The 11,896-nt window shown below is 51.1% G+C and carries 11 protein-coding genes; 6 read left to right on the top strand and 5 right to left on the bottom strand.

The genetic code is table 11. The features are described 5' to 3' along the window. The 3 genes from FHD02_RS04705 to FHD02_RS04715 form a co-directional block, all read right to left on the bottom strand. Positions 1-192 carry a YnbE family lipoprotein gene (locus tag FHD02_RS04705; RefSeq protein WP_042308207.1) on the bottom strand — a complete coding sequence of 64 codons (192 nt, stop codon included), beginning with the start codon at positions 190-192 and terminating at the stop codon, positions 1-3. Beyond that, the gene (locus FHD02_RS04710; protein ID WP_220393636.1) at positions 189-2,828 is read right to left on the bottom strand and encodes a YdbH family protein; all 2,640 of its coding nucleotides are present in this window, start codon (positions 2,826-2,828) and stop codon (positions 189-191) included. Before FHD02_RS04710 ends, FHD02_RS04705 begins: the two co-directional genes overlap by 4 nt. 165 nt (positions 2,829-2,993) lie before the next feature. Then, entirely contained in the window at positions 2,994-3,206 is a 213-nt protein-coding gene (locus FHD02_RS04715) for a hypothetical protein (RefSeq protein WP_074458538.1), read from the bottom strand. Between the two features lie 246 nt (positions 3,207-3,452). Between FHD02_RS04715 and FHD02_RS04720 the strand changes: the two genes are divergently transcribed. Both FHD02_RS04720 and hslJ read left to right on the top strand, forming a co-directional pair. After that, complete coding sequence (locus tag FHD02_RS04720; RefSeq protein WP_137370669.1) at positions 3,453-4,442, top strand: 2-hydroxyacid dehydrogenase; 990 nt, start codon at positions 3,453-3,455, stop codon at positions 4,440-4,442. Between the two features lie 111 nt (positions 4,443-4,553). After that, positions 4,554-4,973 (top strand): heat shock protein HslJ, encoded by a 420-nt coding sequence (gene hslJ, locus FHD02_RS04725; protein ID WP_137370668.1) that lies wholly within the window; start codon positions 4,554-4,556, stop codon positions 4,971-4,973. 13 nt (positions 4,974-4,986) lie between these two features. On the opposite strand, the gene FHD02_RS04730 is transcribed toward hslJ, so the two are convergent. Beyond that, positions 4,987-5,253, bottom strand: coding sequence for a DUF333 domain-containing protein (locus FHD02_RS04730; protein WP_137370667.1), 267 nt, complete (start codon positions 5,251-5,253; stop codon positions 4,987-4,989). Positions 5,254-5,527: 274 nt separating this feature from the next. On the opposite strand from FHD02_RS04730, the gene nifJ reads away from it, so the two are divergent. The 4 genes from nifJ (at position 5,528) to uspF (ending at position 11,422) form a co-directional block, all read left to right on the top strand. Beyond that, positions 5,528-9,052, top strand: a complete 3,525-nt coding sequence (gene nifJ, locus FHD02_RS04735; protein ID WP_220393637.1) for a pyruvate:ferredoxin (flavodoxin) oxidoreductase — start codon at positions 5,528-5,530, stop codon at positions 9,050-9,052. A gap of 368 nt (positions 9,053-9,420) precedes the next feature. Beyond that, a complete protein-coding gene (gene ompC, locus FHD02_RS04740) occupies positions 9,421-10,548 on the top strand; it encodes a porin OmpC (RefSeq protein ID WP_220393638.1) in 1,128 nt (375 codons plus the stop codon). A 145-nt stretch (positions 10,549-10,693) separates the two neighbouring features. Further along, a complete protein-coding gene (locus tag FHD02_RS04745) occupies positions 10,694-10,906 on the top strand; it encodes a KTSC domain-containing protein (protein WP_072014741.1) in 213 nt (70 codons plus the stop codon). 81 nt (positions 10,907-10,987) lie between these two features. Further along, on the top strand, positions 10,988-11,422 hold the full coding sequence (uspF, locus tag FHD02_RS04750) for a universal stress protein UspF (protein WP_006684401.1): 435 nt from the start codon (positions 10,988-10,990) through the stop codon (positions 11,420-11,422). Between the two features lie 96 nt (positions 11,423-11,518). Here uspF and FHD02_RS04755 read toward each other — a convergent pair whose 3' ends face one another. Next, positions 11,519-11,830, bottom strand: a complete 312-nt coding sequence (locus FHD02_RS04755) for a hypothetical protein (RefSeq protein ID WP_220393639.1) — start codon at positions 11,828-11,830, stop codon at positions 11,519-11,521. Positions 11,831-11,896 lie beyond the last annotated feature (66 nt).

Below are 11,896 nucleotides of genomic sequence, written 5' to 3' on the forward strand. Positions count from 1 at the left end.
TCAGAACAGATCGCTGCGCGATTTCAATAAGCTCTCAACGTCTTTATCAACTTTGATATGGATTTCATGCTCAATTTTGACGTTCATATTAATCGTGATCGGCTCTTTTGGCGCAGCCACTTCGATTCTTGGGGTACAACCTACCACCAGAGATGAAGCCAGCAAACTCAGCATGGCGGCTATCGTTTTCATTGTTGTTCCTCACATTCCTTGCCTTCCAGGCAATGGGTTTCCGGCAGCGCTGCATTTTGCTCAAGCCATGCCTGTAAATTGTCACCAAAACGCAAACTGCGCCATAGCGTAAAGATGTTTTCCTCGTGGGTGTAATTCAAATTAACCGTCCCCACTTTGCCATCGACTCGACTATTGCCAGTAACGGTTGCCTGCATCGTTAAGACACCCAGGTTATCCAGGTTTATTTTCGTCCAGGAATGGGTTATTTCCATATAGCGCAGCCAGTTAATTGCCGCGCCAGCCGCCATATTATCTTTAACGACGGCATCCGCCGTGTCTTTATCAATGCGCAGCGTCATTGGGCCTGGGTTGGTTAACCAGCCGTCTTTGATGATCCACTTTTCGTTATCTAACCATAATGGCAACGCGCCGCTGACCGGACCCGACATGGCGAATTGCTTGGGGTTAACCGCGCTAATAAGCTCGCTGGAGGAGATATTCTGCACGCGTAATAAGGCTGGGTCGTGCTGTGGCATCCGCAGTTGCTGCATGATGACTTTGCCTCCCAGCAGTTCAGCGCTGACATCGCTCAGCAGTAACGGATTGTCTTCACTCCAGGGGTACGCGCCCTGCAGATCGGCAGTAATATTTTTCACCGTCACCTGATTCACGACTTCCGCAATACGCAGTGAAACAGGCCCACGCGTACCCAGTTGCCATGCGCCTTCGCTAAACCGAAACGGCAAGATAAAATCGACGCCATTAATTTGGTTATCAGGCATCCAGGCGCTACCGCCTTTTAATACCCCATGACCGCCTGCTTCAAAGCCCTGTTCCGGCGCGGCCGAGAATGCGACCTGCGCATAGAGCTCACCTTCACGCAGTTTCATTTTCCAGTCAGGCGGGATCAGCGGCTGGAACACGGTGAGTGATTGTTTTGGCCACCAGGCCTGTCCGCGCAGACGGATCCCGTCCCAACGACCATTTAGCTGTACGGGGCCAATCGCACCCGCGTGAAGCTGGCCCTTGAACTGGAAAATCGTCGGGTCGCTGCCTTCCACGCTGAACTTTAGCGTTGAGGGAGGTAAGACGCTTCCGCCGGTGAAGACGGTTTTTCCTGCGTCCAGTGATAGTGCGCCGCTAAACGTCGGTTTGGTCGCGTCCCGTACCCAGACGATCGGCTCATCCATTACCAGGCGTGGATTTTCCACCGTCATGGTCCCGTATTGCAGGTGATCAAATCCGGTGGAGAGATCAAATAGCTTCAGCGTGTTGTCATGCCATTCACCCTTACCCGCCACGTCCCAGCGAGCATGCATCGGCGTAAAGCTGCCTTCGCCCCAGTAGCGCCATTGCCAACGACCGGCATCAGGAAGAAACTCATTTGCCAGACCATCCAGATGCAGTTCAAAGCCCCCCATCTGGTTTTCATGCGCACGCAAAATAGCCTGTAGACGGCCATCCACACCGCGTTGTGTTACCTTTACGCCCGCCAGCGGCCAACGAATCTCATCAATATCCAGCGAATCAATTACCCGCCCCCGCGAACGCAACAGCGCCCCTGGCTCAAACGCCAGTTGTGGATCGTTCAGGCTTCCGGTGAGTTTGGCGGGTAATTTTGCGTAGAAGATCAGATCGCCCTGTTTCGCTTCGCCGATCAGCTGTAACGGCATCTCGTTATTATCGATGCCCAACTTACCTGGCCCCAGCGTTAAAACGGCATTTCCTTTACCGGCATCGCCTTGCGTCAGAATGTTCAGACGCCCGCTCACCACGGCGTTTTCCAGCCCTGCCTGCCAGTTTTCAACTTTCATGCCCAGCCGCCCGCTTAGCGGGAATCCCTGATAGGGCCAGTTCCAACGACCATCGCTGATGGTCAACTGCTGGCGGGTTATTTCCCACGGAAGATCGAGCAGTGGATCGGCACTATCCCGCGCCATGACGATCAGTTGTCCGCTGTTTTCTTGCCACTCCAGTTCGGCATCCACAAGCGTGGGTTCCTGCGGCAAGCTCAGCGTCGCAACGGCATGACCGCTCACTGGTAACCCATCCGGAACCAGCGGCATAGTAAATTCACCGACCAGTTTTACCGGCGGTTGTCCTTCAAATGCAGCGACATCCAGCTCATTTACCGTCAGATTTTGCCCATGCAGACGCCCCTGGAATTTAACCTTTTCACCCTGGTAGCGCAGTTGCTGAGTAGAGGGCGTTAGCGAAAGCGACAGTTTTCCTTGCCATTCCTGCCAGGGAGAAAGAATAAGTTTGTCGATGTTGATCCAGGTATTGGGCAGCATCGATTGCCATTCAGCCAGCGTTTTGGGTGCTGCCGGAGACGCTTCTGTCTGCGGTAATTTGGCCAGGCAAGCGGAATCCAGCTCAATTGTCCCAACATTGAGCAACCAGCGGCTGGGATGGGACAGGTTCGCCTGAGTAATGCGCGCCAGCGGGCAATCATCGACCAGATAGCGGAGTTCCGGGATATGCAGCCCATGCCGTGTCAGCCGTGGACTCTCATCCAGCGCGATACGTGTCCCCACAGGTAACCAGACGCCCACCAGGGTCGGGACCCACAAGCCAAGCGTCATCACCAGCGTCAGCGGCACGAGAATCAATAATAAAAGGAGTGCCAGAACGGCTTTATATTTACCCTTCATGGGTAGTTAATATCCTGATTTAGCAAAATTTAAGCCGGTTTAGGCCTGTATTGTGGCATGTTTAACTGGATATGCCCACATTAAGGATAGATAACAGCGCTATGTGGCACGCTGTTACACGTGCCGTCAGGAATGATTCCAACATAGTGGCACATGGGCTCGGACTCAATGATGGTTCAGTTGTCCATCGCTATGTTTAGGTCCTATCCGACCAGCCTCTATCAATATTTCTTCTATAAGTTCTTCAAGACACTCCTTGCCATGATGATCACAGACAAGATGCACCTGGCGGGAAATTTCTTCGGGCTTCATTCCATCGCATAAAGCCGCCTTAAGCATTAAGGTGGCCCATCGTTTTGCTTCAGAGTGAGTTAGCATAACTCCTCCCGATATCTGCTACCTGTATAAGCGTAGCTGTCTGGATGTGAATCACCTGGCTTTTTACCCACACTACCTGCTCCACAGATGGAAAATATCCAGTTGTTGAAATCGCGTAACCTGCCCACACTAACAAAAGATACGCTTCAGATATTCATTACTTCTATGACTATCAATAACTTTTTAGATTTTGTAAAATAATTTGAATTGAACTAATGTGACGTCAAAATCACTGGAGAAAGTCTTATGAAACTCGCCATCTATAGTACAAAACAGTACGACAAAAAGTATCTGCAGCAGGTTAACGAGGCTTTTGGTTTTGAACTTGAATTTTTTGACTTTCTGCTGACGGAGAAAACGGCCAAAACAGCCCATGGCTGCGAAGCGGTATGCATCTTCGTCAACGACGATGGCAGCCGACCGGTTCTGGAAGAACTGAAAAAGCTGGGTGTGAAATATATCGCCCTGCGCTGTGCCGGGTTCAATAACGTCGATCTCGACGCGGCAAAAGAGCTCGGTCTGCAGGTGGTACGCGTCCCGGCCTATTCGCCTGAAGCCGTCGCTGAGCATGCGATTGGCATGATGATGACCTTAAATCGCCGTATACATCGCGCGTATCAGCGTACCCGTGATGCCAACTTCTCTCTTGAAGGGCTGACCGGCTTTACCATGTATGGCAAAACGGCTGGGGTGATTGGTACCGGTAAAATCGGTATTGCTGCGCTGCGGATCCTGAAAGGTTTTGGTATGCGCCTGCTGGCGTTCGATCCCTACCCAAGCGCCGCGGCTCTGGAATTAGGCGTGGAATATGTCGATCTTAAAACGCTGTTTGCTGAGTCCGACGTTATCTCCCTGCACTGCCCGTTAACGCCGGAGAATTATCATCTGCTCAATCAGGAAGCCTTTGAGCAAATGAAAAACGGCGTGATGATTATTAACACCAGTCGCGGGGCGCTAATCGATTCGCAGGCGGCTATCGATGCTCTGAAAAACCAGAAAATTGGCTCTTTGGGAATGGACGTATATGAAAACGAACGCGACCTGTTCTTTGAAGATAAATCCAATGATGTGATTCAGGATGATGTGTTCCGCCGTCTGTCAGCCTGTCATAACGTGCTGTTTACCGGGCATCAGGCGTTTCTGACCGCCGAAGCGTTGACCAGCATTTCTGAAACGACGCTGCAAAATCTGGAACAAATCGCCAAAGGCGAAACCTGTCCAAACGCCCTCTTCTAATCCTTGTGCCCCCTGGCTTTAGGGGGGCATTTTCAGACAATTGCCGATGATAAAATAGTCAGTATCATTATTATATTGAATGTATTCCGGTCACGAACTTAGAGAGTTTTAATGAAGAAAGTTGTCACGTTGATTGCCCTCAGCACACTGATGGCTGGCTGTGTGAGCAGCGAAAAAGTTTCCGTCAATCGCGACCAGTTACAGCATCACCGTTTCGTTTTGCAGAGCGTGAATGGTAAAGCTGTTACCGTCGCCAACAACCCACCCGAATTGAGTTTTGGCGAAAACATGACGGTATCGGGAAAGATGTGTAATCAATTCCACGGTCAGGGCAAGCTGTCCGACGGCGAATTGAAAGTGAAAGATATGGCGATGACCCGCATGATGTGCGCCGATCCACAGCTTAACGCGCTCGACGGCATCGTCAGCGAAATGTTTAAGCAAGGCGCACAGGTCGATTTGACTGCTGACCAGTTGACACTGGCGACGGCAGAACAAACGCTGACGTATAAACTTGCGGATTTAATGTAATAAACGCGGTGGCTCAATAGCTCCCGCAGCTTCCGGCGGCAAGCGACTGCTCACTACAGCGTTTGCCGTTGGGTAACGCACACATGCCGATGGCTGAGCCATCCAGTTGACGAGCAACGGAGAGCGAACCACCAACCATGGCGCAATTTGCCTCTCCGGAACTGGACATTGCTGCCTTCATGCCCGGTGCGACATGCGCGGCGGTTGCCTGCTGAACAGGTTCACTGCTACACGCCGATAATAATAACGCGGCACACCCTACCCAAAACGCTGCGCGCATCTTACTCCCCTCTGAATATTAACCAAACGACACAGCCATAAATAATAGGCAGCGGAAACACTGCCGTCGAGAGGCAATATGCGCATTTATGCGCGCTGTTTACATTTTCTGGCAATTTTTTGCCTGCTCTTTTGATCAAACCATTCATTCTGTTAATTCCAGGGACACAAAAGCGAAAATGCGCCTGAATGGCTTTTGCTAAAATAGAAGGATAACTACAGGATTCGCCGCTGTTACGCGAGTCCCCCTTTTTGCGCAATGTAAGGGTGTCAGTATGCAAACAATTGACGGTAATGGTGCGGTTGCTTCGGTCGCATTTCGTACCAGCGAAGTTATCGCCATCTACCCGATTACGCCCAGTTCGACGATGGCTGAACAGGCGGATGCCTGGGCTGGAAATGGGCTGAAAAACGTATGGGGGGATACTCCTCGCGTCGTAGAAATGCAGTCAGAAGGCGGTGCGATTGCGACCGTTCACGGCGCGTTGCAGACCGGTGCGCTCTCTACGTCGTTTACTTCATCGCAGGGCCTGCTGCTGATGATCCCAACGCTGTACAAACTGGCCGGGCAGCTGACTCCGTTTGTTCTGCACGTTGCGGCACGTACGATTGCGACTCACGCGTTATCGATCTTTGGCGATCATTCCGACGTGATGGCGGTACGTCAGACGGGATGCGCGATGCTGTGCGCCAGCAGTGTTCAGGAAGCACAGGACTTTGCGCTAATTTCGCAAATGGCCACCCTCAAAAGCCGGGTCCCGTTTATTCATTTCTTTGATGGTTTCCGTACATCGCATGAGATCAACAAAATTGTGCCGCTGGCCGATGACACGATCCTCGGACTGATGCCTCAGGCGGAGATCGATGCTCACCGCGCTCGGGCGCTAAATCCAGAGCATCCGGTTATCCGCGGTACATCAGCGAATCCGGACACCTACTTCCAGTCACGCGAAGCGACCAACCCGTGGTACAACGCGGTTTACGATCACGTCGAACAGGCGATGAACGACTTCGCCGCGGCGACGGGTCGCCAGTACCAGCCATTTGAATATTACGGTCATCCGCAGGCAGAACGCCTCATTATTTTGATGGGCTCGGCGATTGGCACCTGTGAAGAAGTCGTCGAAGAACTGCTGGCTCGCGGCGAGAAAGTTGGCGTGCTGAAAGTGCGCCTGTTCCGCCCATTCTCTGCCAGACATTTGCTGCGCGCCCTGCCGGAAACCGTACGGAGCATCGCCGTTCTGGATCGCACCAAAGAACCCGGCGCGCAGGCAGAACCATTATATCTGGATGTCATGACCGCGCTGGCGGAAGCGTTTAACTGTGGTGAACGAGAAACCTTACCGCGTGTGATTGGCGGACGCTATGGTCTTTCGTCCAAAGAGTTTGGACCCGACTGCGTCATGGCGGTCTTTAATGAGCTGAATAGCGCGAAACCAAAACCACGCTTCACGGTCGGTATCTATGATGATGTCACCAACCTGTCATTGCCTTTGCCAGAAAACACCCTGCCCGGCACCGCTAAGCTCGAAGCGCTGTTTTACGGCCTGGGTAGCGATGGCAGCGTGTCGGCCACCAAAAACAATATCAAGATTATCGGTAACTCTACGCCGTGGTATGCGCAGGGTTATTTCGTGTATGACTCGAAAAAAGCAGGCGGCCTGACCGTTTCCCACCTGCGCGTCAGCGAACATCCCATTCGCTCAGCGTATCTGGTTTCACAAGCCGATTTTGTCGGCTGCCACCAGTTGCAATTTATCGATAAGTATCAAATGGCCGAGCGCCTGAAACCAGGCGGTATCTTCCTGCTTAATACCCCATACAATGTGGATGAAGTCTGGGCGCGTCTGCCACAGGAAGTTCAGGCGGTGCTGAATCAGAAGAAAGCCCGTTTCTACGTGATTAATGCGGCCAAAATCGCCCGTGAGTGTGGTCTGGCGGCGCGTATAAACACCGTGATGCAAATGGCGTTCTTCCACCTGACGCAAATCTTACCCGGCGACAGCGCGTTGATCGAATTGCAGGGTGCAATTGCGAAAAGCTACAGCAGTAAAGGACAGGATCTGGTCGAACGTAACTGGCAGGCATTGGCTCTGGCGCGTGAATCCGTCGCCGAAGTGGCCCTGCAGCCGGTTGATCCGCATAGCGCCAACCGCCCACCGGTGGTTTCTGATGCCGCACCAGATTTCGTGAAAACCGTCACCGCAGCAATGCTCGCCGGTCTGGGTGATGCGCTTCCCGTTTCCGCGCTGCCGCCAGACGGTACCTGGCCAATGGGCACCACGCGTTGGGAAAAACGTAATATCGCCGAAGAGATCCCCATCTGGAAAGAAGAGCTGTGTACGCAATGTAACCACTGCGTTGCCGCTTGCCCGCACTCGGCAATCCGCGCCAAAGTGGTTTCCCCAGAAGCGATGGAAAACGCCCCTGCCAGCCTGCACTCTCTGGATGTGAAATCACGCGATATGCGTGGTCAGAAATATGTTCTGCAGGTCGCGCCAGAGGATTGCACCGGTTGTAATCTGTGCGTCGAAGTGTGCCCGGCGAAAGATCGTCAAAATCCAGAAATCAAGGCCATCAATATGATGTCGCGCCTTGAGCATGTTGAAGAAGAAAAAGTTAACTATGACTTCTTCCTCGATCTGCCGGAAATTGATCGCACCAAACTGGAACGTATTGATATTCGCACCTCGCAGCTGATTACGCCGCTATTTGAATATTCCGGCGCCTGCTCTGGCTGTGGTGAAACGCCGTATATCAAACTACTCACTCAGCTGTACGGTGACCGGATGTTGATTGCGAATGCCACCGGGTGTTCATCAATTTATGGCGGTAACCTGCCCTCAACGCCCTACACCACAGACGCCAATGGGCGTGGGCCAGCATGGGCAAACTCGCTGTTTGAAGATAACGCCGAGTTTGGCCTGGGCTTCCGTCTGACGGTGGATCAACACCGAGTGCGCGTTATGCGTCTGCTGGAGCAGTTTGCCGATAACATCCCAGCTGAGCTGAATGACGCGCTGCATGCAGAAGCCACGCCGGAGGTTCGTCGTGAGCAAGTAGCGGCCCTGCGCCAGCACCTGAAAGATGTCGAAGGCGCACAGCAGTTGTTAACCGATGCCGACGCGCTGGTTGAGAAATCCATCTGGTTGATTGGCGGTGATGGCTGGGCCTACGATATTGGCTTCGGCGGGCTGGATCACGTCCTGAGCCTGACCGAGAACGTCAATATTCTGGTGCTGGATACCCAGTGTTACTCCAACACGGGCGGACAAGCATCAAAAGCCACGCCTCTTGGGGCTGTCACTAAATTTGGGGAGCACGGCAAACGTAAGGCTCGTAAAGATCTTGGTGTCAGTATGATGATGTACGGGCATGTTTATGTCGCGCAGATTTCCCTGGGTGCCCAGTTGAACCAGACGGTGAAAGCTATCCAGGAAGCGGAATCCTATCCGGGGCCGTCGCTGATTATCGCGTATAGCCCTTGCGAGGAGCATGGTTATGATCTCGCGTTGAGCCACGATCAGATGCGTCAACTCACGGCAACCGGATTCTGGCCGCTGTATCGCTTTGATCCGCGTCGTGCTGACGAAGGTAAACTGCCATTGGCGCTGGATTCTCGCCCGCCGTCAGATGCACTGGCTGAAACTTTACTTAACGAGCAGCGCTTCCGCCGCTTAAATGCCCAACAGCCTGAAGTTGCTGAACAGCTGTGGAAAGACGCAACAGCCGATCTGCAAAAACGCTACGATTTCCTGGCGCAACTGGCAGGTAAAGCGGAAAAGAGCGGAACCGAGTAATACGTTTAGCTCAGCGTTAAAGTGGAACGAAAAAAAAAGCCCGAACAGTTGTTCGGGCTTGTCAATTTATTCGCTGGCTAATTAATATTGGCTATCAATACGTCAACGAAAAAATAAAACGTGACAATAAAGGCATATAACACGCGCAGAATAGCTCAACACAATTCACTTGTATAATTTTTATTTTATATATATTAAACCAATACATTCATGATAATTATCACCATTTCTGCAGAATTATTTATTTAAAGTTTTACTTAAAACGTAACAATTCATATTTATCTCTTTACGGAACTTCTCCTTTAGCATGCTTTTACTCCCTACATGGGTAGTCACAGGTTAAATAAAAAAACTAAAGGATTATTTCAATGAACAGAAAAGTACTGGCTCTCGTAATTCCTGCCCTGCTGGCTGCAGGCGCGGCTCACGCTGCTGAAGTTTATAATAAAGACGGCAACAAATTAGACCTGTATGGCAAAGTAGACGGTCTGCATTACTTCTCCGACGACGCCAACAAAGATGGCGATCAGACTTATATGCGTATGGGTTTCAAAGGTGAAACTCAGGTTAACGATATGATCACCGGCTACGGTCAGTGGGAATATCAGGTTCAGGCTAACGGTACTGAAAGTGGCGATAAAGGCGATTCATGGACTCGTCTGGCATTCGCGGGTATTAAAGTTGGTGACTACGGTTCATTCGATTACGGTCGTAACTACGGCGTACTGTACGACGTAGAAGGCTGGACCGATATGCTGCCTGAGTTCGGTGGCGACTCCTACACCTACGCTGATAACTTCATGACCGGTCGTGCTAACGGCGTAGCAACCTACCGTAACACCGACTTCTTCGGTTTGGTTGATGGTCTGAACTTTGCACTGCAGTATCAGGGCGCAAACGAACAAACAAGTGATGAGCAGGAAGGCACCAACAATGGTGGCGACCGTAAGATTCAGAACTCTAACGGCGACGGCTTCGGTATCTCCTCTACCTATGATCTGGGTATGGGTGTAAGCTTCGGTGCGGCATACTCCACGTCTGACCGTACTAACGATCAGGTTAATGCAGGTAAAGCTGGAGGCGACGTTGCTGGCGGTGATACAGCTGACGCGTGGACTACTGGCCTGAAATACGATGCTAACAACATCTACCTGGCAACCATGTATTCCGAAACCCGTAACATGACTCCTTATGGCAAGAACGGTGTAGCCAATAAAACGCAGAACTTCGAAGTCACTGCACAGTACCAGTTCGACTTTGGTCTGCGTCCGGCAGTCTCTTTCCTGATGTCTAAAGGTAAAGACCTGAACTCTACCGACGGCGACAAAGACCTGGTGAAATATGCTGACGTAGGTGCAACTTACTTCTTCAACAAAAACTTCTCCACCTATGTTGATTACAAAATCAACCTGCTGGACGAAGACGACAGCTTCTACACTCGCCAAAACATCTCTACCGATGACGTTGTAGCTCTGGGTATGGTATACCAGTTCTAATTCGTCAGCCCGCCGGCAACGGCGGGCTTCCTTTCTGTTATCGCAATTCTGTTTTATCCAGATCAAAACATTATATCTGTTGCGTCAAAACACATCCCTGATAGATGATATCTTGCATAAAGACCTGTAGTAGAGGATACCTGCAATGAATCATCACCCTGTAAAATCATCCCGTATTGCATCCGTCGGTTACGACGAATCCTCTCACACGCTTGAAATTCGCTTTCATCAATTGTCTACCCTGCAATACCAGCATGTTCCTGCTCGTATTTTTCGTGATTTCCTCAGCGTAGTCTCTAAAGGTCGATTTTATGATGGGGTAATAAAAGGAAAATTCCCTGAAATCAAAATAAAGTGATGCCAAAGTGTGATCTTTGTCATTGTACATAAAGTGCCATTACGCGGTAAGCTTTAGGTGGATACTTAAACAGGAGGTTTTATGAACAGAACGATTCTTGTACCCATCGATATTTCAGACTCAGAATTAACTCAACGCGTTATTGCCCATGTTGAAGCAGAAGCAAAAATTGACGATGCGCAGGTCCATTTTTTGACCGTTATTCCGTCACTGCCCTATTACGCTTCCCTGGGATTGGCCTACTCGGCAGAGTTGCCGGCCATGGACGATCTGAAAGCCGAAGCGAAATCTCAACTGGAAGAGATTATCAAGAAGTTCAATATCCCAACGGACAGAGTGCACGTTCATGTCGCGGAAGGTGCGCCGAAAGATAAGATTCTGGAAATGGCTAAAAAATTACCGGCTGATATGGTCATTATTGCCTCTCACCGACCTGACATCACCACTTACCTGCTGGGTTCTAACGCCGCAGCCGTGGTGCGTCATGCTGAGTGTTCGGTTCTGGTTGTCCGCTAAGCTGCCTGGCCCGCACATCGTGGCGGGCTTTTTGTTTTTCCCTTCATGCCCCTTTTTTGCCCCTATACTTTTAGTCTGACATCTGGCTGGAGGTTTCTAGTGTGGACGCTTTGCACCGACATTCGGTGAGACTTCGATACTTACCGACGGCTGCAACAGCCCGAGAGCTGAGTTGATAACTCCTGCGAGTATCTTGATCATGGGAACGGAGAAGAACACGCCCCCCATAAACGGGATGACTGCAAAAAGCATCTGCTTCCATAGTTGATGAGGCTCTGGTGTCAGCACATACATTGCCGCCCCGGCCGCTCGCATAACATTACGCCAGGCGTCGCCTCCGGGAACATAGTGGCGAAAGTAATCCCTATCGGAGGTCACTCCACTGGCAATTGTGATTGGCTCAGACATAGTTATTCCGTGTGTAGAGGGTCAGGCTTCACGGGGCTGGATTTATCAACAAAGCACGTAACGGAT

This window comes from Citrobacter sp. EC_71 (genome assembly GCF_019584005.1).
GTDB lineage: Bacteria > Pseudomonadota > Gammaproteobacteria > Enterobacterales > Enterobacteriaceae > Citrobacter > Citrobacter werkmanii.

Coding starts and splice junctions, on each gene's coding strand:
- FHD02_RS04705 (WP_042308207.1), bottom strand. CDS start 192: ATGAAAACGATAGCCGCCATGCTGAGTTTGCTGGCTTCATCTCTGGTG.
- FHD02_RS04710 (WP_220393636.1), bottom strand. CDS start 2,828: ATGAAGGGTAAATATAAAGCCGTTCTGGCACTCCTTTTATTATTGATT.
- FHD02_RS04715 (WP_074458538.1), bottom strand. CDS start 3,206: ATGCTAACTCACTCTGAAGCAAAACGATGGGCCACCTTAATGCTTAAG.
- FHD02_RS04720 (WP_137370669.1), top strand. CDS start 3,453: ATGAAACTCGCCATCTATAGTACAAAACAGTACGACAAAAAGTATCTG.
- hslJ (WP_137370668.1), top strand. CDS start 4,554: ATGAAGAAAGTTGTCACGTTGATTGCCCTCAGCACACTGATGGCTGGC.
- FHD02_RS04730 (WP_137370667.1), bottom strand. CDS start 5,253: ATGCGCGCAGCGTTTTGGGTAGGGTGTGCCGCGTTATTATTATCGGCG.
- nifJ (WP_220393637.1), top strand. CDS start 5,528: ATGCAAACAATTGACGGTAATGGTGCGGTTGCTTCGGTCGCATTTCGT.
- ompC (WP_220393638.1), top strand. CDS start 9,421: ATGAACAGAAAAGTACTGGCTCTCGTAATTCCTGCCCTGCTGGCTGCA.
- FHD02_RS04745 (WP_072014741.1), top strand. CDS start 10,694: ATGAATCATCACCCTGTAAAATCATCCCGTATTGCATCCGTCGGTTAC.
- uspF (WP_006684401.1), top strand. CDS start 10,988: ATGAACAGAACGATTCTTGTACCCATCGATATTTCAGACTCAGAATTA.
- FHD02_RS04755 (WP_220393639.1), bottom strand. CDS start 11,830: ATGTCTGAGCCAATCACAATTGCCAGTGGAGTGACCTCCGATAGGGAT.